Here is a 25653-nt window from a genome sequence, read left to right as displayed (position 1 = left end):
GGAAGCCTCTCTTAAGCTGCGGGCCGGATCAGGCTGCGGTGATGGACCGGGGGCGCCGATGACAGCGCCTTAATCAGTCCGTCGATCGAACTCAAATTATGCACCGGGCGGAATTCGTCAACGTGCGGGAGCATCATTTTGATGCCCTGCGCTTTCGGCTCGAAGCCGTCGAAGCGCAATAGCGGGTTGAGCCAGATCAGCCGCCGGCAGGAGCGATGCAGCCGGTCCATCTCGAAGGCCAGTTGGGAATCCGCCTCCCGCTCCAAACCGTCGGAAATTAGCAGCACGATGGCCCCTTGGCCGAGCACGCGGCGTCCCCAGAGCTTATTGAAGTTGTGCAGCGACGCGGAAATGCGCGTGCCGCCGGCCCAGTCTTCCACCGAGGCCGAGCATGAGGCGAGCGCCTCGTCGGGATCGCGCGAGCGCAGCGCCCGCGTCACATTGGTCAGCCTTGTGCCGAACAGGAAGACCGAGACGCGCTTGCGGGCGTCCGTAATGGCATGAAGGAAGTGCAGGAACAGCCGGGTATATTCACTCATCGAGCCGGAGATATCGAGCAATGCGACAATCGGCGCCGGCTTATCGATCAGGCCTAGCCTGCGGATATCGATGATGTCGCCGCCCGTGCGCAGGCTACCGCGCAGCGTGCGCCGCAGATCGAGCCGCGCGCCGTGCTTGTCCGGCTGGGTGCGGCGCGTGCGCAATTCAGCTTGCGGCAGCCGCATATTGGCGATGGCGCGCGTGACCTCGGCGATCTCCGCTGCGCTCATCTGCGCAAAATCCTTCTTCTGCAAAACCTCGCGGTCGGAGACCGACAGCCTGATTTCCTGCTCCTGCGGCGCCTCGCGCTCTTGGCCCTGCGCCGGCTGCGCCATGGCCTCCTGCACGCGGCGCGAGGCCGGCGGCGGCTTGCGCTTGGCATCGTCGGGCAGCGGCACCGAATCCAGCATCTGCTTCCATTCGTCGGCCGCACGGAAAAACAGATCGAAGGCCTGGGCAAACACCAACGCATGCTCGTGGCGTTTGACGAAGATCGCTTCCAGCGTGGTGAAAACGTCGGCGCGCTTGCCGATCTCGATCATCTGCAAGGCATTCAGCGCATCGATCACCGCACCCGGCCCAACCGGCAGGCCGGCGGCGCGGAGCGCACGCGCAAAGCCGATGACATTGTCTGCCATCTGGCCGGTCGGTGGGTTGAGATGGTCGATGGGCAAACCTAACTCCGTCGTTCCGGGGCGGGCGCGCCACTTGCGCGACCGAACCTCAGCCACTCCAATTGGAGTGGTGGGGAACCTCGATGTGTTCAACTACTTCGGGATTCCGGGTTCGCGTTCGGCTATCGCCGCCCGCGCCCCGGAATGACGAGTGTTAATCGCTCGTCGCTTCCTTGATCACCTTCGCCAGCGCATCGCCCTGCATGCGCTGGATGTCGTCCTGATACTTCAACAGCGCGCCCAGCGTATCGCCCACCACCTGCGGCGTCAGCGAGCGGGCGTCGAGTTCGGTCAGCGCGGTCGCCCAGTCCAGTGTTTCGGCGACGCCGGGCGATTTGTAGAAATCCTGGTCGCGCAGCGCCTGCACGAACTTCACCACCTGCTGCGACAGCTTCGCTGAGATGCCCGGCACGCGCGACTTGACGATGGCGAGTTCGCGCTCGGCGTTGGGATAGTCCACCCAGTGATACAGACAGCGCCGCTTCAACGCATCGTGGATTTCGCGGGTGCGGTTCGACGTGACGATGACAATCGGTGGCGCCGGCGCCTTCACGGTACCCAGTTCGGGAATCGTCACCTGGAAGTCGCTGAGGATCTCGAGGAGATAGGCCTCAAATGCCTCGTCGGCGCGATCGAGTTCGTCGATCAGCAAGACAGGCGCACCATTCACATCTGGCTCGAGCGCCTGCAGGAGCGGGCGCTTGATCAGGTAACGCTCGGCGAAGATGTCGCTGGAGAGCTGATCGCGGTCGGTATCGCCAGCAGCTTCCGCCAACCGGATCGCGATCATCTGCGAGGCGCTGTTCCACTCATAGACCGCGGAGGAGACGTCGAGGCCTTCGTAGCACTGCAGCCGGATCAGCTTGCGGCCAAGCGCGGCCGACAGCACCTTGGCGATCTCGGTCTTGCCGACGCCGGCCTCGCCTTCGAGAAACAGCGGCCGCCCCATTTTCAGCGAGAGATAGGTGACTGTCGCCAACGATCGCTCGGCGAGATAGCCGCGCGATGTCAGCAATTCCAGCATGCCATCGACGGAGGTGGGGAGCGCCGATGGCTTAGTCATGAGAGAACCAATCCGGGAAAGTGCGGACCTGACAAATATCAGGCCCGGTTGTTGGCAGCTTCGACCGCACGCTTGGCCAGCACGCCGATCAGATGCGCCCGATATTCGGCGCTGCCATGGAGATCGCTGTTGAGGCCTTCGGCCGGCACCGTAAGCCCGTCCAGCGCCTTTGGCGAGAACCGCTTCTGCAATGCTGCCTCGAACTCCTCGACGCGGAACACACCATCCGAGCCCGCACCGGTGACGGTGACGCGCACGCCCGAGGGCAGACGCGCCACGAACACCCCGACCAGCGCGTAGCGCGAGGCCTGGTTGCGGAACTTGATATAGGCGGCCTTCTTCGGCACGGGGAAGGAGACCTTGGTAATGATCTCGTCGGCCTCCAGCGCGGTCGTGAACAAGCCCTGGAAGAACTCTTCCGGCTTCAGCTTGCGCTTGTTGGTGGTGATGGTGGCGCCAAGCGCCATCACAGCCGCTGGATAGTCGGCGGTGGGATCGTTGTTGGCGAGCGAACCGCCAATAGTGCCCTTGTGGCGCACAGCGGGATCTCCGATCAGGCCCGCGAGTTCGGCCAGTGCCGGAATGGCTTCGCCAACGATCGGCGATGACGCGACAGCGGCATGCTTGGCGAGCGCGCCGATCGCCAGCGAGCGGCCCTTCATCTCGATGCCGTCGACACCCTCGATATGCGAGAGATCGATGATATGCGGCGGCGCCGCCAAACGCTGCTTCATGACCGGCACCAGCGTATGACCGCCGGCGATCAGCTTGGCGTCCTCGTTCTTGATGAGGAGATTCGCGGCCTGCCGCACGGTCGACGGACGATGATATTTGAATTCGTACATGGGTGGGGATCCCTGATTCGCGGTGCGCGATTATCGTTGTGCGTCGTTATGCGAGATCGGATTTCGCCATCGCCTTGGCGCCGGCTGCGATCGACGCCACGATGTTCTGATAACCGGTGCAGCGACAGAGATTGCCTTCGAGTTCTTCGCGGATCAGGTGATCGCTGAGATCATGTCCCTTGCGATGCACGAGGTCCACCGCGGTCATGATCATGCCTGGAGTGCAGAAGCCGCACTGCAGGCCATGATGCTCGCGAAACGCTTCCTGCATCGGATGCAGCGGCGCGCCATCGGCTGCGAGACCTTCGATGGTCTTCACCTCGTGACCGTCGGCCATGACAGCGAGCGTGGTGCAGGACTTCACGGCCTTGCCGTCGAGATGCACAACGCAGGCACCGCATTGCGACGTGTCGCAACCCACATGGGTGCCGGTGAGCCGCAGATTCTCACGTAGAAACTGCACCAGCAATGTGCGCGGATCGATATTGCCGGTGACGGGATTGCCGTTCACGATCATCGAGATTTTGGCCATATGCACTCTCTTGGTCCGCGTCCCATTGCGTGGCGACGCGGTCATTAAAATCATTCCAAATGCATAATATGGCCCATCCCGGCAATGAGCAACCTCAAGTCGGGACGGTCTCTGGTGTGTTTTTCTGCGGTATCAAGCACACTTGATCGCCGCTATCAGACGCTCCGGGCCTTAGCCCTGAACAGCCTTGGCGAAGTTCGCGAAGAACTCGTCGGCGATCTTCTTGGCCGAACCGTTGATCAGGCGCTGACCGAGCTGGGCCAGCTTGCCACCGATCTGGGCTTCCACATTGTAGGTCAACAGCGTGCCACCATCCTTGTCGGTCAGGCCGACGACAGCGCCGCCCTTGGCAAAGCCGGCCACGCCGCCCTCGCCTTCACCGGTGATCTTGTAGCCGTTGGGCGGATCGAGATCACTCAGCGTGACCTTGCCCTTGAAACGCGCGGAGACCGGGCCGACCTTGATCTTGGCCGTGGCGCGGAAGCCGCCTTCCTCTGTGGTCTCGAGCTCTTCGCAGCCCGGGATGCAGGCCTTCAGCACTGCGGGGTCGTTGAGCTTTCCCCATACCACTTCGCGGGGCGCGGCAAGCTGAACTTCACCGCTCATCGTCATGGCCATGGGTCTGTCTCCTGAATTTGTCGCCGTCCGGAATTGAGGCTGTCATCCCCAAGGGATTGAACCCCCAATCCCAAGTAATGCACGGACGGCGCAAAGGAAAGACCGTCCGGCGGGATGAGGCGATGCCTATTCGCAGTGCAACAGGGGACGGCGACAAGAAGATTGCGGGGGATTGGCAGACTCTCGCCGGAATGGTTAGGTCCCGCACAGATGAGCACATCCCTGTCCCCTCTGCTGGCACCCTTGTTGTCGAGCCCCGCGATGCGTGCGGTTTGCGATGATACCGCCCATTTGCAGCATATGCTGGACTTCGAAGCCGCACTGGCGCGGGCCGAGGCCGCAGTCGGGGTGATTCCCGCCAGCGCGGTGGCGGCCATCGAGGCCGCCTGCAAAGCCGACCAGTTCGATCTCGCTGCACTCGCCGATGCAGCCACGCGTTCCGGCAATCTCGCCATCCCGCTGGTCAAGACGCTCACCGCCAAAGTGGCGAAAGCCGATGCCGAGGCCGCGCGCTACGTGCATTGGGGCGCCACCAGTCAGGACGTCATCGACAGCGCAACCATGCTCGGCCTGCGCGCCGCCATCGACGCCCTGCTCGCGGATCTCGACCGCGCCATCGCCGGCTTTGCAGCCTTGGCGATCAAGCACCGCAACACCGCCGTGGTCGCCCGCACCTGGTTGCAGCACGCGCTGCCGATGCCATTCGGGCTGAAGCTCGCCGAATATGCTTCGGCGCTGCACCGTTCGCGCTTGCGGCTGAAACGATTGCGCACCGAAGGCCTCGCACTGCAATTCGGCGGAGCCGCCGGCACGCTTGCTGCGCTCGGCGACAAGGGGCTCGTCGTTGCAGAGCAACTCGCCAGGGAATTGCAGCTGCCGCTACCCGATGCGCCATGGCACACCCATCGCGACCGTATCGCCGAAGTAGCTTCCGTGTTGGCGATCCTGTCCGGCAGTTGCGGCAAGATCGCCCGTGACGTCTCGCTGATGATGCAGACCGATGTCGGCGAAGCGTTCGAGCCCTCTGGCGAAGGCCGCGGCGGCTCCTCCACCATGCCGCACAAGCGCAACCCCGTGGCATCGGCCTCTGCGCTTGGCGCCGCGACCATGGCGCCGAATCTCGCTGCAACGATCTTTGCCGCTCAGATCCAGGATCACGAACGCAGTGCCGGACCGTGGCACGCGGAATGGCCGACGCTGCCGACGCTCCTGCTGGTGACATCGGGCGCTCTTGCCGCCATTGTCGATATCGCCGAAGGACTCGAGGTCGACACCGAGCGAATGCGCCTCAATCTCGATGAAACCAACGGGCTCATTATGGCGGAAGCCGTGACCTTTGCGCTCGCCGAAAAGCTCGGCAAGAGCGCCGCCCATCATCTGGTCGAGGCCGCCACCAAGCGCGCCGTCGCCGAGAAGAAACATCTGCGCGATATTCTCACGGCCGATCCCAAGGTCAATGCGCAGCTCAACGCCGCCGCCATCGCCAAACTGTTCGAGCCGATGGACTATCAGGGTGTCTCGCAAGCCCTGATCGACCGCCAGCTCGCCTCACTCAAGTAATAAAGAAACGCGGGAGACACACCATGCCCATGATCGACGCCGACGGCTGCCTGCTGAATGTCTCCGTGGAGGGCCGCGACAGCGGGCCGACGCTGATGATGTCGAATTCGCTTGGCTGCACCATGGCGATGTGGGAGCCGCAGATGCCGGCGCTGACAAAGCTGTTTCGCGTGATCCGCTACGATCGGCGCGGCCACGGCAAGTCCGGCATGAACGGCCCGACCTCGATGGAACGCTACGGCAAGGACGTGCTGGCGATCCTCGACGACCTCAATATCGATAAGGTCCATTGGTGCGGGTTGTCGATGGGTGGCATGGTCGGCCAGTGGTTAGGCGCCCACGCGCCTGAGCGGTTCAACAAGATCATCCTGGCCAACACCAGCTGCTACTATCCGGATCCGACCAACTGGCACAACCGCATCAAGGCGGTGCGCGAGGGTGGCCTCAAAGCGGTGGCCGACGCCGTCATCGGCGGCTGGCTCACTGCCGACTTCCGCGAGCGCGAGCCCGAGACCACCGCGAAGATGAAGGCGATGCTGATCGCCTCACCGGTCGAAGGCTATCTTGCTGCCTGCGAGGCGCTGAGCACGCTCGATCAGCGCGCGCTGCTGCCCAAGATCAAAAGCCCGACGCTGGTGATCGCCGGCCGTCAAGACAACGCAACACCGGTTGCGGCTGGTGAACTGATCCGCAGCAACATCCCCGGCGCGAGCATGACGCTCCTGGACGCTGCACACATCTCGAACGTCGAACAGCCCTACGCCTTCACCGACGCCGTAGTCGGCTTCCTGACGCAGCGCTGAACGGAGACCTAAGATGGACGAGCAACAGCGCGCCGCCGACGGCACCGCAAAACGCCGCAAGGTTCTCGGCAATGCCTGGGTCGACAAATCGGCCGCCGGCAAGAACGCATTCAATGCGGATTTTCTCGACCTGATCAGCCGCTACGCCTGGGGCGAGATCTGGACGCGGCCGCATTTCGACGACCGCACGCGCCGCGTATTGGTGATCGGCACCATGCTCGCGCTCGGCCAGTGGGACGAATTTCGCATGCATGTGCGCGCCGCCCTCACCGAAGGCGGCTTCACACCGGACGACATCAAGGAAATCCTGCTACAGCAGGCGATCTATTGCGGCGTCCCGGCGGCCAATCACGCCACCAAGGAAGCCGGAGCGATCATTAAGGAGCTCGGGCTCGCCATTTAGGCGACCTTTTAGTTAGGCGACCTTCTGCAAAAGCTGCACGTCGTTAGCTGCCTTGCCCGGCTGCCCGGGATCAAGCTCCTGCGCCGCCGCGCGACGCAGCGGCGGCTCGATCGCCATCAACACCGCGGTGCCCAGCAGCAACAGCAATTCTGTGATGTGCAGCCGCATCGCAGCGATCTCGCCGACTTTCGATGCCATGATCATACTGGCGAACGAGATCACGCCGCCGATACCGAGCGCCATCATCAACGCCTCATCGCAGCCGCCCGTCTTGCGGATTTTCGGCCGTGTGATGAACACCAAGAATACCATGAAGAAAGCAACCACCGTCAGCTTGCCGACGGCGAGCAGCCACGCATAGCGCACCGTGCCCATGCTGGAAAATTGCATGTAGTCGCTGAGAAACAGCGCCAGTGAAATATTGGGGCGCTCATAGAAGCCCTGGATCGGCGAGACCATGATGCGGAACGCGAAGATCGTCCAGGTCGGGATGAAATAGCAGGCGATCAGCGCGCCCGTGAACGTGCTGATCCGCCAAGTCTGAAACGTACCGGTCTGAAACGTGCCAGCAGCCTGGAGAGTTCCACCCTGATGGGCTCCGGTCTGGTCTGCGCTGCTCTGATCCATCACGTCGTCCATCGCTCTGCCGGCGACTCGCAGGAGTCGCACGCCTGCGCCGACGTAACGCCCGTTCAATCAGACGGACAATGTAAACCAATTGGTAACCTTAATTCGAAAATTGCCGGGATAAACGGCGGGAGAATACGATCAGGACTTGCCAAACGAAAAGCCCCACCTTTCGGCGGGGCCTTCCACATGGGTCGCTGAGAACGCCCCAAATCTCGATTGATGTCTGCCTGACGGCCTATCTCTGGCCCTGCCGGCCCGGGTCCTGCTCATGGTCGGGCTTCATTCCACCGCCCTGCTGCTGACCGGGCTTCTGGCCCTGCTGCCCGGGGTTCTGGCTCTGCTGGCCTGGCTTCTGCTGACCGGGCTTTTGCTGGTTCTGATTGGACATTCTTCAATCTCCTGTGTTGAACCATTCAACGCCCGACAACGTGCAGCCCCGATCTTCGTTTCGGTTCCCGCGTGATGATTGCAAGGCCGTTGCACGGCGCAACTGTGACATCGGAACAGCCGCAAATAAGGCGGGGATTTGTGTGCGCTGCGGCGCAAGTGAACGGACGCCAATCGCCGCGAAAAACAGCATGTACAGGCTACTTTAGCCGCACCGGCCCCTGTTGCCGCCTCCAATGGCCGCTGTTAGAAAACGATACAACGACGCAATGATCCGGCTGCCGGATCATGGTGGCGCCTCACTCGAATTCGGCAGCGCATGGATTATTTCGCCCAGCAACTGATCAACGGACTCGTGCTCGGCTCCATCTATGGCCTGATCGCGATCGGCTACACGATGGTCTACGGCATCGTCGGCATGATCAATTTCGCCCATGGCGACATCTTCATGATCGGCGGCTTCATCGCGCTGATCACCTTTCTCATTCTCGTCTCGATCGGCCTCACCGCGGTGCCGGTGATCCTGCTGCTGGTGCTCCTGGTCTCGATGGCCATCACCTCGCTCTATGGCTGGACCATCGAGCGCATCGCCTACCGTCCCCTGCGCCATTCCTTCCGCCTAGCGCCGATGCTGTCAGCGATCGGCATGTCTTTTGTGCTGACCAATTTCTCGCAGGTCGCACAGGGCGCCCGCGTCAAACCGGTGCCGCCGATCATCACCGGCGGCTACACGCTGCACGAAGGTGCCGACGGTTTCGCCGTACGCTTGTCCAACATCCAGATCATCGTCGTCATCACCACCATCGTACTGCTGGCGTTGTTCACCTGGCTGGTCGCCCGCACGCGCCTCGGCCGCGACATGCGCGCCTGCGAGCAGGACCAGACCATGGCCTCGCTGCTCGGCGTCGATGTCGACCGCACGATCTCCATGACCTTTGTGATCGGTGCCGCGCTCGCCGCCGTCGCGGGGATGATGTATCTGCTCTATTACGGCCTCGTGGATTTCTTCATGGGCTTCGTCGCCGGCATCAAGGCCTTCACGGCCGCCGTGCTCGGCGGTATCGGCTCGCTGCCTGGCGCCATGCTCGGTGGCTTGCTGATCGGCCTGATCGAGACATTGTGGGCCGCCTACTTCTCGACCGAATACAAAGACGTCGCCGCCTTTTCGATTCTGATCGTGGTGCTGATCTTCCTGCCGACCGGCCTGCTCGGCCGTCCCGAAGTCGAAAAAGTCTGACGGGATCCAAGTGGCAGCAAACGCATCACAAGCTAAGACTGCCCGCGGGCCGGACGCCGCATTCATCCTCAAGAAGGCCGTGATCTCCGCGCTGGTCGCGCTGGTGCTGTTCTCGCTGATGATCGGCATCCGCACGGAGGCCGGCTCCGACGGGCAATTGACCTGGTGGACGCGCTTCGGCGATCTCGCCGCCATGGTCGCCGTGGTGTTCGGCGGCAGTATCGTGATGGAGTTGCTGCGCCGCTGGTGGGGCCCGGTGGACACCGTGCGCGTCGTGCCGCCATCGGCGCAGAAGGTATTTTCCTTCGCCGGCCGTGCGCTGGTGCCGGCGCTGTTGATCTTCACCTTCCTCGTCCCGGTGATCTTCTACGACGAGCGCTACATCCTCGATCTCGGCATTCTCGTGCTGACTTACGTGATGCTCGGCTGGGGCCTCAATGTGGTTGTCGGCCTCGCCGGTCTTCTCGATCTCGGCTATGTCGCCTTCTATGCCGTCGGCGCCTATTCCTACGCGCTGCTGGCCACCAATTTCGGCCTGTCGTTCTGGATCTGCCTGCCACTCGCCGGTATCCTCGCGGCGTTCTTCGGTGTGCTGCTCGGCTTTCCAGTCCTGCGGCTGCGCGGCGACTACCTCGCCATCGTTACACTGGCCTTTGGCGAGATCATCCGCCTCGTCATCATCAACTGGCAGACTCTCACCGGTGGTCCCAACGGCATCTCCGGCATTCCGCGTCCAACCATGTTCGGCATTCCGCTGACGCCGGGCGATGGCGGCCTCGCTGACCGCCTTGGCATCGAGTTCTCGCCGACCCACCGCATCGTCTTCCTGTTCTATCTGATCCTCGCGCTCGCACTGCTCACCAACTGGGTCACCATCCGCCTGCGCCGCCTACCCATTGGCCGGGCCTGGGAGGCGCTGCGCGAAGACGAAGTCGCCTGCCGCGCGCTCGGCATCAATACGACGACGACGAAGCTCACCGCCTTCGCCACCGGCGCCATGTTCGGCGGCTTCGCCGGCGCGTTCTTTGCGACCCGTCAGGGTTTCATCAGCCCGGAATCCTTCACCTTCCACGAATCCGCACTGGTGCTGGCCATCGTCGTGCTCGGCGGCATGGGCTCACAACTCGGCGTGGCCCTCGCAGCGCTCGCGATGATCGGCGGCTTCGAACTGTTCAGAGGCCTTGAGCAATTCCGCATGCTGGTGTTCGGCGGCGCCATGGTGCTGCTAATGATCTGGCGCCCGCGCGGCCTGATCGGCCACCGCGCGCCAACCGTCTTTCTCGAACGCAACACGGTGATCTCGTCCGACCTCGTCAAAGAGGGGCACGGATGAACATCAACGACATTCTCAGCGTTGAAAATCTGACGATGCGCTTCGGTGGCATCGTCGCCGTCAACGATCTCTCCTTCACCGCCGAGCGTGGCAAGATCACAGCGCTGATCGGCCCCAACGGTGCCGGCAAGACCACCGTCTTCAATTGCATCACCGGCTTCTACAAGCCGACATCCGGCACCATCAAGCTGCGCCACAGCGATGGTGAATGGCGGCTGGAGCGGCTGAACGACTTCCGCATCTCGAAGATCGCCAAGGTCGCGCGCACCTTCCAGAATATCCGGCTGTTTCCCGGCATGACCGCGCTGGAAAACCTGATGGTGGCGCAGCACAATACGCTGATGCGCGCTTCTGGCTTCACTCTTCTCGGCCTGTTCGGCGTGCCCAGCTATCGCGCCGCCGAGAAGGCTGCGATCGACCTAGCGCGCTACTGGCTCGATCAGATCGGCCTGCTGGAGCGCGCCGACGATGCCGCCGGCAACCTGCCTTATGGCGACCAGCGCCGCCTCGAAATCGCGCGTGCGATGTGTACCGAACCCGCACTGCTCTGCCTCGATGAACCCGCCGCCGGCCTCAATGCGCGCGAGAGCGCCGCGCTCAACGAGCTATTGCTCAAGATCCGCGCCGAACATGGCACATCGATCCTGCTCATCGAGCATGACATGTCCGTCGTGATGCAGATCTCCGACCATATCAACGTGCTCGATTACGGCGTGAAGATCGCCGACGGCACGCCGCAGCAAATTCGCGACAATCCCAAAGTCATCGCCGCCTATCTCGGCGCGGATGAAGAGGAAGCCATTGCGGTGATGGAGGGCGAGACGTGAGCGCTGCCCCCATGCTCGCCATCGCCGGCCTGCACGCATCCTATGGCAAGATCGAAGCGCTGAAAGGCGTCGATCTCGACATCAAGCACGGCGAGATCGTTGCGCTGATCGGCGCCAACGGCGCCGGCAAATCGACACTGATGATGACGATCTTCGGCAAGCCGCGGGCGCGCTCGGGCGCGATCACCTATGACGGGACGGACATCACCGACCTACCGACCCACGAGATCGCGCGCATGCGCATCGCGCAATCACCCGAAGGCCGCCGGATTTTCCCGCGTATGAGTGTGGCGGAAAATCTGCAGATGGGCGCCGACGTCAATGAGAGCACGCCGGCCGAACGCGCTGAAAGCCTCGACAAGGTATTGGCGCTGTTTCCGCGCCTCAAGGAGCGCATGACCCAGCGCGGCGGCACACTGTCCGGCGGCGAGCAGCAGATGCTGGCCATCGGCCGCGCACTGATGAGCCGCCCGCGCCTGCTGCTGCTCGACGAGCCGTCGCTGGGTCTGGCACCGCTGATCGCCAAGCAGATTTTCGACGCGATCCGCGTGCTCAACAAACAGGACGGATTGACGGTCCTGATCGTCGAGCAAAACGCCAATCACGCGCTGCGTCTGGCCCATCGCGGCTATGTCATGGTCAATGGGTTGATCACCCTCTCGGGCACCGGCGCCGAATTGCTCAAGGCCCCGGAAATCCGTTCCGCCTATCTCGAAGGCGGCCGGCACGGCTGACGGATCGATATCCTTCATCAAATGACGCGCAGCGCGATGCAAACAATCGACACTATTCTGAAGGTAGAATGATGCGCCAATCGCGATTCAGTCACGGCGTCGCGTTTGTCTGCATTCGAACGGAACACGGGGACTTCCTATGAAATTCATCAAACTCATCGGCCTGACGGCGGGTGCTTCGATTGCGCTGGCGTCCGTTGCACTGGCGCAGGATATTCCTGTCGCCGTCGCATCATCGATGACCGGCAGCGAATCCGCCTTCGGCCGCCAGTTCAAGAATGGCGCCGAACTCGCCGTCGCCGATATCAACGCCGCTGGCGGTCTGCTGAACAAGAAGCTGGCGCTACAGGTCGGCGATGATGCCTGCGATCCCAAGCAGGCCCGCTCGATTGCCGAGAAATTCGCCAGCGCGCGCATTCCGTTCGTCGCCGGTCACTATTGTTCGTCGTCGTCGATCCCGGCATCGGAGGCCTATGCCGACGGCAATGTGCTGCAGATCTCGCCGGGCTCGACCAATCCGCTGTTCACCGAACGCAAGCTCGCCAATGTGCTGCGCGTCTGCGGCCGTGACGACCAGCAGGGGTTTGTCGCCGGCGAGTACATTGCCAAGAATTACAAGGGCAAGAATATCGCGATCCTGAACGACAAGACGACCTATGGAAAAGGCCTCGCCGACGAGACCAGGAAGGCGCTGAACAAGGCCGGCGTTACCGAGAAGATGTTCGAGAGCTACAACAAGGGCGACAAGGATTTTAATGCTATCGTGTCGCGCCTGAAGCGCGACAATATCGATCTGGTTTACGTGGGCGGCTATCACCAGGAAGCCGGGCTCATCGTGCGCCAGATGCGCGACCAGGGCCTTAAGACGGTGCTGATGGCGGGCGACGCTATCAACGACAAGGAGTTCGCCTCGATCACCGGCCCGGCTGCGGAAGGCACGCTGTTCACCTTCGGCCCCGACCCGCGCAACAAGCCGACCGCCAAGGCGATCGTCGACCGCTTCAAGGCCAAGAACATCGATCCCGAGGGCTACACGCTGTACACCTATGCGGCGTTCCAGGTCTGGTCGCAGGCCGTTGCCAAGGCCGGCTCCACCGACACCAAGAAGGTGATGGACACGATCAAGGCCGGCGAATGGGACACCGTACTCGGCAAGCTGGCCTTTGACGCCAAGGGCGACATCAAGGCGATCGACTATGTCGTCTACAAGTGGGACGCCAAGGGCGACTACGCCGAACTGAAGCAATAAGCTTGCAGGCCGCACCTCTCTGCGCACAGCCAGAGGTGCGGCTCGGCTCGCGAAAGCTCTTGCGACGACCTGCCGCAGCCGGACTCGCAGGCAGGCTGTTTGCGGCCGAAAATTGCCGATGACTCGGCATCAAAATAAGTTGAGAATGATCCTATCGTTCGGGCGGCCGGATTGCGTTTGTGGCCGAAAACTCTTTGCGAGGATCATCCCCATGAAACCATTGAATGTAATCGGCCTGGCCTTTGCCGCGTCGCTGCTCTCTACCGCAGCTTTTGCACAGGACATCAACGTCGCGGTCGCCGGCCCGATGACAGGCGGCGAATCGGCCTTCGGCCGCCAGATGAAGAACGGCGCCGACCAGGCTGTGGCCGATCTCAACGCCGCTGGCGGCGTGCTCGGCAAGAAGCTGGCGCTGCAGGTGGGCGATGATGCCTGCGATCCCAAACAGGCGCGCTCGATCGCCGAGAAGTTCGCAAGCTCCAAGGTGCCGTTCGTCGCCGGCCACTTCTGCTCGTCATCGTCGATCCCGGCGTCCGAAGCCTATGCCGACGGCAACGTGCTGCAGATCACCCCTGCCTCGACCAACCCACTGTTCACCGAACGCAAGCTCGCCAATGTGCTGCGCGTCTGCGGCCGTGACGACCAGCAGGGCCTTGTCGCCGCCGACTACATTGCCAAGAACTTCAAGGGCAAGAACGTCGCGATCCTCAACGACAAGACCACTTACGGCAAGGGTCTCGCCGACGAGACCAAGAAGGCGCTCAACAAGGCCGGCTTCACCGAAAAGATGTTCGAGAGCTACAACAAGGGCGACAAGGACTTCAACTCGATCGTGTCGCGTCTGAAGCGCGACAATATCGATCTGGTTTATGTCGGCGGCTATCATCAGGAAGCCGGTCTGATCCTGCGCCAGATGCGCGACCAGGGCCTCAAGACCATATTGATGGCCGGCGACGCCATGAACGACAAGGAATTCGCCTCCATCACCGGCCCCGCGGCAGAAGGCACGCTGTTCACCTTCGGCCCCGATCCGCGCAACAAGCCGACCGCGAAGGCGATCGTCGAGAAGTTCAAGGCTAAGAACATCGATCCCGAAGGCTACACGCTCTACACCTATGCAGCGTTCCAGGTCTGGTCGCAGGCCGTTGCCAAGGCCGGCTCCACCGACACCAAGAAGGTGATGGATGTGATCAAGGCCGGCGAATGGGACACCGTACTCGGCAAGATGGCGTTTGACGCCAAGGGCGACATCAAGGCGATCGACTACGTCGTCTACAAGTGGGACGCCAAGGGCAACTACACCCAGATCGACGCGAAGGGAACCTGAGGCGACGCCGCGAGCGCTTCCCTTAACCTCTCCCCGCTCTTTGCGGGGAGAGGTTGGGCGGCGAAGCTGACCGGGTGAGGGGCATGGTATGCACCTGCCCCATCTCGGACTATCGGATCGAATATTGTCCGGGCGGGTTGCTAACTTTGTTGATCTGCCGACCCGATAGATATCGGTTATGTCTTCTCCAGCGTGAGGCCCCTCATCCGGCGCTGCGCGCCGACCTCTCCCCGCAAGTGCGGGGCGAGGTTAAGAGGGAGCCCCTCACCCGAAATTCTGCAGCGCGGGAAACGTCTCAAGCAGCCAGATGCTGGCATTCGACACGGCGCCGGTGAGAAACGCGATGCCGGTGATCACCATCAGCACGCCCATCGCGCGCTCGACGTAGACGAGATGCTTCTTCATGCGCGCAAACACGCTGGAGAACTGCTCAACCATGAAGGCCGCCAGCAGGAACGGAATGCCGAGGCCGAGGGAATAAACCGCGAGCAATCCCGCGCCCTTGGTCACCGTTGCTTCTGCCGCCGCCACCGACAGGATCGCCGCGAGGATCGGGCCGATGCACGGCGTCCAGCCAAACGCGAAAGCCAGACCCATCACATAGGCGCCCCACAGTCCCACGGGCCTGGGCATGCTCAGACGTCCCTCGCGCATCAGCAGCCCGATGCGCGTGAGCCCGAGAAAATGCAGGCCCATCAGGATGATCAGGATGCCGGCAACGATTGACAGCTCCGCCGCATAGGAGCGAACTACGCTGCCGACCAGGCTGGCGCTGGCGCCGAGCGCCACGAACACTGTGGAGAAGCCCAGCACAAACATGCCAGCCGAGATCATCACCGCGCGCCTGGAGGCCGCTTCCTGCTCGTCATTGGCGACGTGCTCGATGGTCGCGCCGGTGAGATAGATAAGATAGGGCGGCACCAGCGGCAGCACGCAGGGCGACAGGAACGAGACAATGCCGGCAATCAATGCGGCGGGGATCGTGACATCGGAGATCATGCGGCTAGATGCACTGCTGACATGACGGGATGCAAGCGGGATGGATCAAATGCCCGCCACTTCCGGCTGTTGTGATCATGCGTGATCGGTTGACCGGGCAGCCTTGCTGCGGTCTGGTCGGATCAAGAGGGAACCGCCATGAAGAACCTGCTCACCGATATCGCCGGCGTTCGCGTCGGCCACGCCGACGACGCCCGACTGGCTTCCGGCGTCACCGCCATCCTGTTCGACAGCCCAGCCGTGGCCTCGGTGGACATCCGCGGCGGCGGACCGGGCACGCGCGAGAGTGCTCTGCTCGATCCTGTCAACACCGTGGACGCCATCCACGGCCTCGCGCTGGCCGGCGGCTCGGCCTTCGGCCTCGAAGCCGGCGGCGGCGTACAGGCCTGGCTCGCCGAACAGGGCCGCGGCTACCAGATCGGCAATGCCGTCATCCCCATCGTGCCAGGCGCGATCCTGTTCGACCTGCTCAATGGCGGCGACAAGGCCTGGGGCCGCTTCCCGCCCTATCGCGATCTCGGCTATGCCGCCGCGGCGGCCGCCAGCGATGACTTCAAGCTCGGCAGCGTCGGCGCAGGGCTCGGGGCCACGACAGTCAACTACAAAGGCGGCATCGGCTCGGCCTCCGCCGTCACGCCATCGGGCGTGCGCGTCGCCGCACTCGCGGCGGTCAACGCGGTCGGCAGTATCACGATCGGTGATGGCCCGCACTTCTGGGCAGCGCCATTCGAAGTCGGCAATGAGTTCGGCGGACACGGCATGCCGAACAAGTTGAAGCCCGAGATGCTGGCGATGCGTATCAAGGGCGGACCGGCGGCAACCTCGATCGAGAACACGACACTCGCCGTCGTTGTTACCGATGCGATCCTGACCAAGGCGCAGGCACGGCGTCTCGCCATGATGGCACAGACCGGATTTGCGCGCGCGATCTATCCGGTGCATGCGCCGCTCGATGGCGACATCGTGTTTGCGGCCGCGACGGGCGAGAAGCCGATCGATCCGCTGGTGGGTTTGACGGAGCTCGGCATGGTCGCGGGTAATGTGATCGCCCGCGCCATCGCGCGCGGCGTGTATGAAGCGACGGCGTTGCCGTTTCCGGGCGCGCTTCCGGCGTTTCGCGACCGGAACTAGGTCGTCGTTCCGCAACCAATCGCTCCGGTAATCGTTTCTACCCAAGAGACATTCGGAGGATTGCGATGCCGTCGACTGCGATTCGACATGTCACTTATGACCCGGTGAGTCGCGAAATGCGCGTCACCTTCACGAGCGGCCGTCGGTATGCTTATGCGCAGGTGCCGCCGGAAGTTCACGCGGCCTTCAGCAGCGCGGCGTCACGCGGCGCGTTCTTCAATCACCGTATTCGTGATCGCTTCGCCTATCGCGAACTGCCGCGTTCGGGATCAGAGCGCAGATCAGGCGCTGATCGCCAGCGTCGACTTCGCATTTGAGATCTGCTGCGCCTGACGTGCGATCATCTTTTCGATCGCGTTATAGGACGAGCTTGCGGTTGATGACGTGGACGACGCCGGGACGGCCGTGGTCGACGTCACCGTCGATCCGTCCGCATATGCGATAGACGTCGTGGTGCTGCCATCAGCATTCACCGTGGTCGTTGTGGTCGAACCAGCAGTGTCAGAGCCACCACCAGATCCACCGCTCTTACCGCCGCCGCCGGCGTGATGTGCCTTGCTGCCATTCAGCGCCGGGCTCAGTTCATCGATATTGACCGAGCCGTCACCGTTCTTGTCGAGCTCGGCGAATACCTTGTCGGCATTGGCGGTGTTGGTGCCGCCGGCGCCAAGTTTCTTCTCGAACTCCGCCTTGCTGATGCCGCCGCTGCCGTCGCTGTCGAGCATCCCCATCAGTCTTTTCAGCGAGTCGGCTCGTTTCGCCTCAGAGGCTGCCGTCGCGGGCTGGCTCTGGGCATCGAGCAGCGTGCTCATGGTGCCCGGGGCCAGCTTGTAGGAGCTGTTCGTGCTGCTGGTGGCAGAGGTTGCCGTCGATGACGTGGCGCTCGCCGCCGTCGACGTGCTGGCGACATCGAACGGGCTGGCGGTCTTCTGGGTGACACCGGTCGCGGTGGTCGCGGCCTTCGACTTCGACTTCGTGAGTGCCTGCAGCGCATCGATCGCGGTGGTGGCAGCAGCAAGGGCTGGCAGCATCGTCAAATTCCTGATCATGCCGCAGCGTGCGGCGTGAATTCCCTGGGGAACATGGAGCAAGCCCCATGCCAGCGAAAAAAGTTCGATAAAACAACGGCCTTGGTCGCACGGGCCGCGCGCGTTTCCCGGCAAATCGTGCCCTTGCGGCAGAATGTGCCGGGACTATCCTGCTGCAGCGCGTCGATGGCGCGGCCGTGGCTGGCGCGTTGCCCGTCCCCCGGCCCCATGTTACGCGGGGCGGTCCATTCGCCGCCGCCCAAAAATGTTCAGGAAACCCCAGGAAACCCCGATGTCCCAGAGCTTCACGCCTCGCCCGCTGGTAATCGCCCCGTCCATTCTGGCGGCTGATTTCGCGAGGCTTGGCGAAGAAGTCCGCGCCGTGGATACCGCCGGCGCCGACTGGATGCATCTCGACGTCATGGACGGCCATTTCGTGCCGAACATTTCCTACGGCCCCGACGTCATCAAGGCGATGCGCCCGCACACGACAAAGATCTTCGACGCGCATCTGATGATCGCACCATGCGATCCCTATCTCGAAGCCTTCGCCAAGGCCGGCTGCGATCACATCACCGTCCATGCCGAGGCGGGCCCGCATCTGCATCGCACACTGCAGGCGATCCGCAATCTCGGCAAGAAGGCCGGCGTCTCGCTCAATCCTGGCACGCCGCTCTCGGCCATCGAATATGTGATCGATCTCGTCGATCTCGTGCTGGTGATGTCGGTCAATCCCGGCTTCGGCGGCCAGGCGTTCATTCCGTCCGCGCTCGGCAAGATCTCGGACCTGCGCGCGATGACCGCGGGCCGTCCGATCGATATTGAAGTCGATGGCGGCGTGTCCGCTGCAGTCGCCGGGCAACTCGCCGCAGCAGGTGCCAATGCCTTCGTCGCCGGCTCGGCCGTATTCAAGGGCGGCACGGTGGAAAGCTACAAGGCCAATATCGACGGCATCCGCGCGGCAGCCGCGAATGCGCGCGGCGAGATGGTGTAGTCGCTTCTCCCGATTCAAAGATCAAACAGCCACGCTCTCGCATTCTCGCGGCTCAATGAGCCCGAGTTGTTCGGATAGTCTCCCCTCGAAACATGAGGGGTGGCGGCGCGCCGTGAGGCGCAAAGGGTGGTTTTATCGCGATCCGCTCCACCGGAACGCCGGCAAGCTGCAACCGCGCAACGCCTCACGGCGCGCCACCGCGGCGATTTCTGTCCCCGGGACCGTTCTTCCGGGCAAAGGCGCAGAGCTCCGCACTCCGCTGATCCCGACGGTTTCCCGCCGTTCACCAATGCCACGTCCAGCCAGCATGAGTGGCAGACCCCCGTAGTGGGGCCGGACGGTGACCCAAGGCCTCCCGAGTGCGCGGGGTACGTCACCCCACACCCGCAGGCGCCGCATCCCTGTCCCACTTCAAGACGCCTCATGAAGCGCCCCTCGCGAACGGGACAATTCGGATAATAATCCTTAAAGGAATGTTGTCAACATCTGCGAAGACCAATAGGCGCATGAACTTTGCTCTGCGTAGCGCGACCAACCGGGATGACACAGCATTCAATCGCCGGCTTTCGCCTCCTCCTGCTCGCTCCCCTGCTCTCGCTCGCCTTGCTCGGCACGGCGCAGGCCGGCGATGCCGCCGCGCGCAAGGTGATCGGCTTCTCGCCGGACGGCGCGCATTTCGCCTTCGAGCACTATACGCAGCTCTATGATGCGACCGAGATCGTCGCCGAGATCCTGGTGATCGACACGCGTACCGACGACTTTGCGAAGGGCACGCCCTTCTCCCTTCGCACCAAAGACGATGACGAGCGCGAGGTGGACGCTGTACGCGCCGAGCTGATGACCAGGGCCAAGCCGCTGCTGGGCAAGCTTGGTATCACCGAGCCCGGCACGCGCTTCGCCGGCAAACCGTCGATGGATCTGGACGAGATCGGCATCTACCAGATGGACCCGAAGCCGCTCGCCACCACGCAGGCCATCACTTTGCCCGACGGCCGCAAGTTGCTTCTGACGATCTCCGATCAGGCCCTCGGCAAGGCATCATGTTATGGCGCCGGCGGCCGCGGCACCTTTGGCAGCGTCATCATCACCGGCATGACACTACAACTGAGCATCGACGGCGCCGCGCCCGTCACCCTGCAGCAGGACAAGCAACTGCCGAAGCGCCGCCGTTGCGTCACCGCCTACGGGATCGCCGAGACCTATCATCACCAGGCCAAGGACGCACGCAGACGCTGGCAGTCCTGATCGAGACCGTGGACGCCGACCAGTTTCACGCCGGGCCGAACCGGCGGTTCATGGCGGTGACGGCGAAGTTGCCGCTGAAATAGCATTCCTGCTTTGGGATCGCCTTGTTTCAGATGCTACGCGAGCATTGCTATCTTGGCGATCGCGCCGACGGCCAGACGCCCCACTCAGCAACTGACATCGTGTCTATGGATTCCGGGCCCGCGCAAGAGCGCCCCGGAATGACGGATGAAAGGTCGGCACTTGTATTCTGACTGAGAGAAACAACTTTCCGGAATGACTCGGTCCCGGACAGAACGACCAGGATGGTTCCCGACGCTGCGGATCGCGCAAAGAATGCCGCAGACCGATCAAGGCACCAGTCGGAGCCGCGGCGGCACTACGCTTGCTGACAGTCCAAGTTTCTCGATTTGCTCATCGCGCCAGTTGTCGAGCAGTGGTTGCAATGCTGCGGGGTCGTTTTCCAGCAGATCCAAAACCTGCGTAATCACCGACCGATACCTGTCCTGTCTTTGCGGCTTGTAGTCGGCGAGATCCCGTTCCATGCCGCGAAAGATGTCGGTCGCTTGCTGCAAGTTGCCGAGCAAATAATGCGTCAACCCGAAATCGAGACGAACGGGCATCATGCGGTTGCTCGCCATCCAGGAGATGTAGCCAAGAAACTCTCGGGGGCCGTGAAGATTCCTTAGGGGTTCGATATGCGGGTTGATTTTATCGAGCACGATTGACGCAGACTCAGCGTAGGCTTTTCTGTCGACAAGAAATAACCCGGCGTGTTCGCCAGAAATCGTATTACTATAATTGAGCGAGAAATATTCTCCCGGGCGATACAATGGCATAACCACCCGGAAGAGCTTCATCTGATTCTTATGCGGCGTGGTGTCGAGAAAAAAGCCGCGAGCGACGTAGACGCTCGGCTTGATAATCAGATAATTCCCGCACACAACCGTCCCCGTCGCGCGGGGCTGGATCAGCTCGAAAATTTTCCGCGATCTGCTCATGCTTTAGCCGTGATCCACGAAAAAAGTTCAATTCAATAACCGGTGTATTTGGCAACGCCCCTGTATGCGCTCTCAGTTCATCGGCCCTTGATGCGCTCAGTACCGCGCCTCCGGTCTTTAAGTCGTAGATCGCGATCACGTCACCGCCTACATCCCTCAAAGCTACGTCGGTTCGTATACTGCCGGCAATGCCATATTCGACGACCTCCTTGAAAAGGAAGCTTTGTTCAACTCCGTCCTCGCCAATCCCGGGATAGTCGGCGGCCCTGACCCTTGTGGCAAACGCGACATGCACCGCAATCCCGTATGCTTGCGGCGTTTGATCGGGGATAAATTCTAGTCCATCCATAACTCGGATTAAATCGGCCGATAGCTTCTCGGTTGTTTCGTCGATAGTCGGGATTCCCGTTCGTGCGGTATCCTGCGTAATCGTGGCCGCTATATTTTGAAGGAAGTCTTCAGTCGTATTACTGCCATTTCCGCCGAGCAATTCCTCGAACCGCGGAACGCTTGCCAGATCTGCGAATGTTGCAGATACCTGATTTTCGCCCGTCTCGTCGACTGACGCACCTCCACTACCATCGGTCCACATGCCAAGGGCGTCCCGCGGCTGACCGGGGTCGAATCCAGCTTTCCGATTGATCAACCTTCGAAACTTCAATTCCAATTTGAGCCCGCACAATTCGTACCTCAGGCGGGCTAGGGTTCCATCGATCTCGTCCAGTTCCTGCATTATTCCCATTGCAACCTCCACCTTCTTTCCTATGACTATAATCATACAAGATCATAAACCTAGCGTCCAGCCACACTGCGCCGCCCGGGTGCCATGCCGGATGTTTGCGGTATCGTCGGCGGTTTCGCGCCAAGCCCCCTTCTCCGAGGTGGCCTCCCCCGCCCCGATCTGCTAAAGCGCGGCGTAATCCCCCAAACGTCAGAGTGCGCAATGATCCCTCGCTATACCCGTCCGGAAATGGCCTCCATTTGGGAGCCGCAGACCCGCTTCAAGATCTGGTTCGAGATCGAGGCGCATGCCGCCGATGCGCTGGCGGAACTGGGCACCATTCCGAAGGACGCGGCGAAGACGATCTGGGCCAAGGCCAAGGATGCCACCTTCAATGTGGAGCGCATCGACGAGATCGAGCGCGAGACCAAGCATGACGTGATCGCCTTCCTGACCCATCTGGCCGAGATCGTCGGCCCGGAAGCGCGCTTCGTGCATCAGGGCATGACCTCGTCCGACGTGCTCGATACCTGCCTGAACGTCCAGCTCACGCGCTGCGCAGACATCCTGATCGCCGATATCGACCGCCTGCTCGCGGCGCTGAAGACCCGCGCCTTCGAGCACAAGATGACGCCGACCATTGGCCGATCCCATGGCATCCATGCCGAGCCGGTCACTTTCGGTCTCAAGCTCGCTTATGCCTATGCCGAATTCACCCGCAACCGCGAGCGCCTCGTCGCCGCGCGCAAGGAAGTCGCGACCTGCGCCATCTCCGGCGCTGTCGGCACCTTCGCGCAGATCGATCCGCGCGTCGAAGAACATGTCGCGAAAGCAATGGGCCTCGTGCCGGAGCCGATCTCGACCCAGGTGATCCCGCGCGACCGCCACGCGATGTTCTTCGCCACGCTCGGCGTCATCGCCTCGTCGATGGAACGCCTTGCGGTGGAAATCCGCCACATGCAGCGCACCGAAGTGCTGGAAGCCGAGGAGTTCTTCTCCGAGGGCCAGAAGGGCTCGTCGGCGATGCCGCACAAGCGCAACCCGGTGCTGACCGAAAACATCACCGGCCTTGCCCGCATGGTGCGCGCCTATGTGACCCCCGCGCTGGAAAACGTGGTGCTGTGGCACGAGCGCGATATCTCGCACTCCTCGGCCGAGCGCATGTTCGGCCCGGACGCCACCGTGACGCTCGACTTCGCGCTCAACCGCATGGCCGGCGTGATCGAGAAGCTGCTGGTCTATCCCGCCAACATGCAGAAGAATCTCGACCGCCTCGGCGGCCTCGTGCATTCGCAGCGCGTGCTGATCGCACTGACGCAGAAGGGCGCATCGCGCGAAGACAGCTACAAGCTCGTGCAGCGCAACGCCATGCCGGTGTGGCGAGGCGAAGGCGACTTCCAGACACTGCTGAAGAACGATCCCGAGGTGAAGAAGTATCTCACCGACGACGAGATCTCCGAGAAATTCGACCTCGGCTATCACCTCAAGCATGTGGACACGATCTTCACGCGCGTGTTCGGTACCTCATCCTGAGGAGCGACGTCTTCGTCGCGTCTCGAAGGATGAGCGCCACACGCCATGGTTCGAGACGGCGCCGAAGCGGCGCCTCCTCACCATGAGGACGGAGTCCACTGGCTACATCGTCGCCGTATGTCTGCGGCACGGTCATCACTTCAGCAAGACGCCAAGCCTGAGCATTCGCCTGCTCGCGGGTCTCGGCGTCGAAGGCGACGGCCATATGGGCGCATTGGTGCAGCATCGCTACGATCGCCGCCGCGATCCGACAAAACCCAATTTGCGCCAGGTGCATCTGATCCCGTCCGAGCTGTTCGACGAATTGCGCGCTGAGGGTTTCACGATTCAGCCCGGCGATCTCGGCGAGAATGTCACTACATCGGGGATCGACCTCGCAGCGCTGCCGACCGGCACGCGGCTGCATCTCGGCGAGTCCGCCGTGATCGAACTTACGGGGCTGCGCGAGCCGTGTGTGCTGATGGATAGCTTTCAGCAGGGATTGAAGGCAGCGACGGAGGATCGCGATGCTGATGGCAATGTCATCTGCAAGGCCGGCGTGATGGCGGTGGTCGTTGCCGACGGCGAAGTGGCGGCGGGCGACGCGATCAAGGTTGAGCTACCGGCCGGAGCGCGGCAGCCGCTAGCGCCGGTGTAACAAGTCGAGATGCGTGAGAGCGCTCCCTCTCCCCGCATCTTGCGCGGGGAGAGGGGTGGGGTGAGGGGCATGGCATTGGCCTGTCCTATGCGTCTCGTTTTCGGATCGAAGATTCCGATCCGAAAGAGCGCAACAAGCGGTGAGCGCGTGCCATGCCCCTCACCCGCCCGGCTTCGCTGCGCTAAGCCGGGCGACCTCTCCCCGCGCAGAGCGGGGAGAGGTTAAGAGCCGCCGCCCTTCCCGAAAAAGCCCGAATGCCCCTGTCTTGATTGCCAGACCCGCAGCAACTCCGCAGTAACCATCCTCCCCTAGGCTCTCATGATGCCCACGCGTCCCACCATCCTTGTGTTCGACTCCGGTCTCGGCGGCCTCACCGTCCAGCGCGAGATCGCCAAGGCGCGGCCGGATGCGCGCTATGTCTATGTGGCGGATGACGCGTTCTTTCCCTACGGCCAGCACACCGAGGAGGCTCTGATCGGCCGCGTGGTGCCCCTGATGGGCGAACTGATCGACGCGCACCGGCCGGACCTCGTCGTCATCGCCTGCAACACCGCCTCGACACTGGTGCTCAGCCATCTGCGCGCCGCCTATGCCGTGCCCTTTGTCGGCACCGTGCCGGCGATCAAGCCGGCCTGCGCGCGCTCGGTCAGCAAGCGCGTCTCCGTGCTCGGCACGTCAGGCACCGTGAAGCGCGAATATACCCAGACGCTGATCCGCGAATTCGGCGGCGGCTGCATCGTCACGCTGGTCGGCTCCGCCGAACTCGCCGCACTGGCGGAAGGCGCACTCGGCGGCCAAGGCATCGACGACGCCGATCTGTTTCGCGAGATCGCGCCCTGCTTCGTGCAGGACGCCGCCGGTGCCCGCACCGACACAATCGTGCTCGCCTGTACGCATTACCCGCTGTTGCTCGACCACCTCAATCGCATCGCGCCCTGGCCGGTGGCATGGATCGATCCGGCCCCGGCAATCGCACGCCGCGTGGTCGGCCTGATCGGCGATCATCAACCCGGCGTGCCACCCGGCGATGCCGTGCTGCTCTACACCTCCGGCAAGCGCCACGCCTGGCCGGAAGCACTGGCGCCGTTCTTCGGCGGACAGGTCGCGGCATAGCGAGCGCTCGACTTTCCCTTGCACGCTGCTAGCTTTGCGGCGCGCCGTTCCGAAAAGAGAACGGCAAAGGGAGACCAGCATGCTCGATACGAATTTTCTGAAGAATGGCCTTCTCAAGACACTGCTTGTTGGCGCGGCGATCACGGCCTGCGCCGGTGCTGCCAGTGCACAAGGCATCAAGCGCACGCCGCTGCAGGACGTCAAATATCCCGCCGGCCATCGCATCGTGACGGTCGTGGCTGAGCTCGGCCCTAACCAGCTCGCCGGCCGCCATACCCATCCAGGTGTCGATACCGGTTACGTCCTCGATGGCGACGCGACGCTGATCGTCGAGGGCCAGCCGGACCAGATGCTCAAGGCCGGCGATTCCTATGCCGTCCCGGCCGGGATTCCGCATGACGTGAAGACCGGCGACAAGGGCCTGAAGATCATGGCAGTCTATGTCGTGGAAGACGGCAAGCCAGTGGCGACGCCCGCGCCGAAATAACA

The 25653-nt window shown here is 62.5% G+C and carries 28 protein-coding genes; 17 read left to right on the top strand and 11 right to left on the bottom strand.

Annotated features, from left to right (window positions below; translation table 11 throughout):
• Positions 1–11: 11 nt before the first annotated feature.
• The 5 genes from AB8A23_RS15780 to AB8A23_RS15760 form a co-directional block, all read right to left on the bottom strand.
• Positions 12–1178, bottom strand: a complete 1167-nt coding sequence (locus AB8A23_RS15780) for a vWA domain-containing protein (RefSeq protein WP_120292714.1) — start codon at positions 1176–1178, stop codon at positions 12–14.
• Between the two features lie 190 nt (positions 1179–1368).
• Complete coding sequence (locus tag AB8A23_RS15775) at positions 1369–2277, bottom strand: AAA family ATPase (RefSeq protein ID WP_439059059.1); 909 nt, start codon at positions 2275–2277, stop codon at positions 1369–1371.
• A gap of 38 nt (positions 2278–2315) precedes the next feature.
• Positions 2316–3122 carry an FAD binding domain-containing protein gene (locus AB8A23_RS15770; RefSeq protein ID WP_439059060.1) on the bottom strand — a complete coding sequence of 269 codons (807 nt, stop codon included), beginning with the start codon at positions 3120–3122 and terminating at the stop codon, positions 2316–2318.
• Positions 3123–3168: 46 nt separating this feature from the next.
• Positions 3169–3654: a (2Fe-2S)-binding protein gene (locus AB8A23_RS15765; RefSeq protein WP_089264990.1), complete on the bottom strand. Its 486-nt coding sequence runs from the start codon at positions 3652–3654 to the stop codon at positions 3169–3171.
• Positions 3655–3825: 171 nt separating this feature from the next.
• Positions 3826–4272: an SRPBCC family protein gene (locus tag AB8A23_RS15760; RefSeq protein ID WP_089264991.1), complete on the bottom strand. Its 447-nt coding sequence runs from the start codon at positions 4270–4272 to the stop codon at positions 3826–3828.
• A 210-nt stretch (positions 4273–4482) separates the two neighbouring features.
• On the opposite strand from AB8A23_RS15760, the gene AB8A23_RS15755 reads away from it, so the two are divergent.
• The 3 genes from AB8A23_RS15755 to AB8A23_RS15745 are packed head-to-tail and all read left to right on the top strand — an operon-like array spanning position 4483 to position 7038.
• Positions 4483–5832 carry a 3-carboxy-cis,cis-muconate cycloisomerase gene (locus AB8A23_RS15755; protein ID WP_439059062.1) on the top strand — a complete coding sequence of 450 codons (1350 nt, stop codon included), beginning with the start codon at positions 4483–4485 and terminating at the stop codon, positions 5830–5832.
• Positions 5833–5855: 23 nt separating this feature from the next.
• Positions 5856–6635: a 3-oxoadipate enol-lactonase gene (gene pcaD / locus AB8A23_RS15750; protein WP_175365821.1), complete on the top strand. Its 780-nt coding sequence runs from the start codon at positions 5856–5858 to the stop codon at positions 6633–6635.
• Positions 6636–6648: 13 nt separating this feature from the next.
• Positions 6649–7038 carry a carboxymuconolactone decarboxylase family protein gene (locus AB8A23_RS15745; RefSeq protein ID WP_175365822.1) on the top strand — a complete coding sequence of 130 codons (390 nt, stop codon included), beginning with the start codon at positions 6649–6651 and terminating at the stop codon, positions 7036–7038.
• A 12-nt stretch (positions 7039–7050) separates the two neighbouring features.
• Here AB8A23_RS15745 and AB8A23_RS15740 read toward each other — a convergent pair whose 3' ends face one another.
• Positions 7051–7665, bottom strand: coding sequence for a hypothetical protein (locus tag AB8A23_RS15740; RefSeq protein ID WP_439059064.1), 615 nt, complete (start codon positions 7663–7665; stop codon positions 7051–7053).
• Between the two features lie 238 nt (positions 7666–7903).
• On the bottom strand, positions 7904–8056 hold the full coding sequence (locus AB8A23_RS15735; protein ID WP_170849538.1) for a hypothetical protein: 153 nt from the start codon (positions 8054–8056) through the stop codon (positions 7904–7906).
• A 318-nt stretch (positions 8057–8374) separates the two neighbouring features.
• On the opposite strand from AB8A23_RS15735, the gene AB8A23_RS15730 reads away from it, so the two are divergent.
• From AB8A23_RS15730 to AB8A23_RS15705, 6 genes are all read left to right on the top strand, one after another.
• Complete coding sequence (locus AB8A23_RS15730; protein WP_089264995.1) at positions 8375–9292, top strand: ABC transporter permease subunit; 918 nt, start codon at positions 8375–8377, stop codon at positions 9290–9292.
• A 10-nt stretch (positions 9293–9302) separates the two neighbouring features.
• Positions 9303–10625: a high-affinity branched-chain amino acid ABC transporter permease LivM gene (gene livM, locus AB8A23_RS15725; RefSeq protein WP_439059066.1), complete on the top strand. Its 1323-nt coding sequence runs from the start codon at positions 9303–9305 to the stop codon at positions 10623–10625.
• On the top strand, positions 10622–11452 hold the full coding sequence (locus AB8A23_RS15720; protein ID WP_089264997.1) for an ABC transporter ATP-binding protein: 831 nt from the start codon (positions 10622–10624) through the stop codon (positions 11450–11452). The genes livM and AB8A23_RS15720 overlap by 4 nt, the downstream gene beginning before the upstream one ends.
• Before the next feature lie 11 nt (positions 11453–11463).
• Positions 11464–12186 carry an ABC transporter ATP-binding protein gene (locus AB8A23_RS15715; RefSeq protein WP_439060515.1) on the top strand — a complete coding sequence of 241 codons (723 nt, stop codon included), beginning with the start codon at positions 11464–11466 and terminating at the stop codon, positions 12184–12186.
• Between the two features lie 139 nt (positions 12187–12325).
• Positions 12326–13435, top strand: coding sequence for a branched-chain amino acid ABC transporter substrate-binding protein (locus AB8A23_RS15710; RefSeq protein WP_439059068.1), 1110 nt, complete (start codon positions 12326–12328; stop codon positions 13433–13435).
• A gap of 211 nt (positions 13436–13646) precedes the next feature.
• A complete protein-coding gene (locus tag AB8A23_RS15705) occupies positions 13647–14762 on the top strand; it encodes a branched-chain amino acid ABC transporter substrate-binding protein (protein WP_089265000.1) in 1116 nt (371 codons plus the stop codon).
• A gap of 264 nt (positions 14763–15026) precedes the next feature.
• Here AB8A23_RS15705 and AB8A23_RS15700 read toward each other — a convergent pair whose 3' ends face one another.
• Complete coding sequence (locus AB8A23_RS15700) at positions 15027–15761, bottom strand: cytochrome c biogenesis CcdA family protein (RefSeq protein WP_439059070.1); 735 nt, start codon at positions 15759–15761, stop codon at positions 15027–15029.
• 138 nt (positions 15762–15899) lie between these two features.
• On the opposite strand from AB8A23_RS15700, the gene AB8A23_RS15695 reads away from it, so the two are divergent.
• On the top strand, positions 15900–16892 hold the full coding sequence (locus AB8A23_RS15695) for a P1 family peptidase (RefSeq protein WP_439059072.1): 993 nt from the start codon (positions 15900–15902) through the stop codon (positions 16890–16892).
• A 65-nt stretch (positions 16893–16957) separates the two neighbouring features.
• Positions 16958–17209 (top strand): KTSC domain-containing protein, encoded by a 252-nt coding sequence (locus tag AB8A23_RS15690; protein WP_439059073.1) that lies wholly within the window; start codon positions 16958–16960, stop codon positions 17207–17209.
• Here the strand turns inward: AB8A23_RS15690 and AB8A23_RS15685 are convergent.
• Positions 17174–17923, bottom strand: coding sequence for an EF-hand domain-containing protein (locus tag AB8A23_RS15685; RefSeq protein WP_439059075.1), 750 nt, complete (start codon positions 17921–17923; stop codon positions 17174–17176). The two genes, AB8A23_RS15690 and AB8A23_RS15685, sit on opposite strands and share 36 nt — an antisense overlap.
• 289 nt (positions 17924–18212) lie before the next feature.
• On the opposite strand from AB8A23_RS15685, the gene rpe reads away from it, so the two are divergent.
• Both rpe and AB8A23_RS15675 read left to right on the top strand, forming a co-directional pair.
• Entirely contained in the window at positions 18213–18914 is a 702-nt protein-coding gene (gene rpe, locus AB8A23_RS15680; RefSeq protein WP_175365829.1) for a ribulose-phosphate 3-epimerase, read from the top strand.
• 540 nt (positions 18915–19454) lie between these two features.
• On the top strand, positions 19455–20159 hold the full coding sequence (locus AB8A23_RS15675) for a DUF2259 domain-containing protein (protein WP_439059077.1): 705 nt from the start codon (positions 19455–19457) through the stop codon (positions 20157–20159).
• A gap of 350 nt (positions 20160–20509) precedes the next feature.
• Here the strand turns inward: AB8A23_RS15675 and AB8A23_RS15670 are convergent, their stop codons facing one another.
• Both AB8A23_RS15670 and AB8A23_RS15665 read right to left on the bottom strand, forming a co-directional pair.
• Entirely contained in the window at positions 20510–21019 is a 510-nt protein-coding gene (locus AB8A23_RS15670) for a hypothetical protein (protein ID WP_439059079.1), read from the bottom strand.
• 7 nt (positions 21020–21026) lie between these two features.
• Positions 21027–21914: a hypothetical protein gene (locus AB8A23_RS15665; RefSeq protein ID WP_439059081.1), complete on the bottom strand. Its 888-nt coding sequence runs from the start codon at positions 21912–21914 to the stop codon at positions 21027–21029.
• Between the two features lie 189 nt (positions 21915–22103).
• Here AB8A23_RS15665 and purB point away from each other — a divergent pair, with 189 nt between their 5' ends.
• The 4 genes from purB (at position 22104) to AB8A23_RS15645 (ending at position 25651) form a co-directional block, all read left to right on the top strand.
• The gene (gene purB, locus AB8A23_RS15660) at positions 22104–23414 is read left to right on the top strand and encodes an adenylosuccinate lyase (RefSeq protein ID WP_120292744.1); all 1311 of its coding nucleotides are present in this window, start codon (positions 22104–22106) and stop codon (positions 23412–23414) included.
• 82 nt (positions 23415–23496) lie between these two features.
• Entirely contained in the window at positions 23497–24051 is a 555-nt protein-coding gene (locus AB8A23_RS15655; protein WP_439059082.1) for an MOSC domain-containing protein, read from the top strand.
• 321 nt (positions 24052–24372) lie between these two features.
• Positions 24373–25164, top strand: a complete 792-nt coding sequence (gene murI / locus AB8A23_RS15650; RefSeq protein ID WP_184518349.1) for a glutamate racemase — start codon at positions 24373–24375, stop codon at positions 25162–25164.
• Positions 25165–25243: 79 nt separating this feature from the next.
• Complete coding sequence (locus tag AB8A23_RS15645; protein WP_439059084.1) at positions 25244–25651, top strand: cupin domain-containing protein; 408 nt, start codon at positions 25244–25246, stop codon at positions 25649–25651.
• Positions 25652–25653: the final 2 nt, after the last annotated feature.

It is taken from the genome of Tardiphaga sp. 619_E2_N8_4 (assembly GCF_051810905.1).
Classification (GTDB): Bacteria; Pseudomonadota; Alphaproteobacteria; order Rhizobiales; family Xanthobacteraceae; genus Tardiphaga; species Tardiphaga robiniae.
Note: the sequence above shows the minus strand (reverse complement) of the source record. Positions and strands in the feature narration are given on the sequence as shown.

Coding starts and splice junctions, on each gene's coding strand:
- AB8A23_RS15780 (WP_120292714.1), bottom strand. CDS start 1,178: ATGGCAGACAATGTCATCGGCTTTGCGCGTGCGCTCCGCGCCGCCGGC.
- AB8A23_RS15775 (WP_439059059.1), bottom strand. CDS start 2,277: ATGACTAAGCCATCGGCGCTCCCCACCTCCGTCGATGGCATGCTGGAA.
- AB8A23_RS15770 (WP_439059060.1), bottom strand. CDS start 3,122: ATGTACGAATTCAAATATCATCGTCCGTCGACCGTGCGGCAGGCCGCG.
- AB8A23_RS15765 (WP_089264990.1), bottom strand. CDS start 3,654: ATGGCCAAAATCTCGATGATCGTGAACGGCAATCCCGTCACCGGCAAT.
- AB8A23_RS15760 (WP_089264991.1), bottom strand. CDS start 4,272: ATGGCCATGACGATGAGCGGTGAAGTTCAGCTTGCCGCGCCCCGCGAA.
- AB8A23_RS15755 (WP_439059062.1), top strand. CDS start 4,483: ATGAGCACATCCCTGTCCCCTCTGCTGGCACCCTTGTTGTCGAGCCCC.
- pcaD (WP_175365821.1), top strand. CDS start 5,856: ATGCCCATGATCGACGCCGACGGCTGCCTGCTGAATGTCTCCGTGGAG.
- AB8A23_RS15745 (WP_175365822.1), top strand. CDS start 6,649: ATGGACGAGCAACAGCGCGCCGCCGACGGCACCGCAAAACGCCGCAAG.
- AB8A23_RS15740 (WP_439059064.1), bottom strand. CDS start 7,665: ATGGATCAGAGCAGCGCAGACCAGACCGGAGCCCATCAGGGTGGAACT.
- AB8A23_RS15735 (WP_170849538.1), bottom strand. CDS start 8,056: ATGTCCAATCAGAACCAGCAAAAGCCCGGTCAGCAGAAGCCAGGCCAG.
- AB8A23_RS15730 (WP_089264995.1), top strand. CDS start 8,375: ATGGATTATTTCGCCCAGCAACTGATCAACGGACTCGTGCTCGGCTCC.
- AB8A23_RS15720 (WP_089264997.1), top strand. CDS start 10,622: ATGAACATCAACGACATTCTCAGCGTTGAAAATCTGACGATGCGCTTC.
- AB8A23_RS15715 (WP_439060515.1), top strand. CDS start 11,464: ATGCTCGCCATCGCCGGCCTGCACGCATCCTATGGCAAGATCGAAGCG.
- AB8A23_RS15710 (WP_439059068.1), top strand. CDS start 12,326: ATGAAATTCATCAAACTCATCGGCCTGACGGCGGGTGCTTCGATTGCG.
- AB8A23_RS15705 (WP_089265000.1), top strand. CDS start 13,647: ATGAAACCATTGAATGTAATCGGCCTGGCCTTTGCCGCGTCGCTGCTC.
- AB8A23_RS15700 (WP_439059070.1), bottom strand. CDS start 15,761: ATGATCTCCGATGTCACGATCCCCGCCGCATTGATTGCCGGCATTGTC.
- AB8A23_RS15695 (WP_439059072.1), top strand. CDS start 15,900: ATGAAGAACCTGCTCACCGATATCGCCGGCGTTCGCGTCGGCCACGCC.
- AB8A23_RS15690 (WP_439059073.1), top strand. CDS start 16,958: ATGCCGTCGACTGCGATTCGACATGTCACTTATGACCCGGTGAGTCGC.
- AB8A23_RS15685 (WP_439059075.1), bottom strand. CDS start 17,923: ATGCTGCCAGCCCTTGCTGCTGCCACCACCGCGATCGATGCGCTGCAG.
- rpe (WP_175365829.1), top strand. CDS start 18,213: ATGTCCCAGAGCTTCACGCCTCGCCCGCTGGTAATCGCCCCGTCCATT.
- AB8A23_RS15675 (WP_439059077.1), top strand. CDS start 19,455: ATGACACAGCATTCAATCGCCGGCTTTCGCCTCCTCCTGCTCGCTCCC.
- AB8A23_RS15670 (WP_439059079.1), bottom strand. CDS start 21,019: ATGAAGCTCTTCCGGGTGGTTATGCCATTGTATCGCCCGGGAGAATAT.
- purB (WP_120292744.1), top strand. CDS start 22,104: ATGATCCCTCGCTATACCCGTCCGGAAATGGCCTCCATTTGGGAGCCG.
- AB8A23_RS15655 (WP_439059082.1), top strand. CDS start 23,497: ATGAGGACGGAGTCCACTGGCTACATCGTCGCCGTATGTCTGCGGCAC.
- murI (WP_184518349.1), top strand. CDS start 24,373: ATGCCCACGCGTCCCACCATCCTTGTGTTCGACTCCGGTCTCGGCGGC.
- AB8A23_RS15645 (WP_439059084.1), top strand. CDS start 25,244: ATGCTCGATACGAATTTTCTGAAGAATGGCCTTCTCAAGACACTGCTT.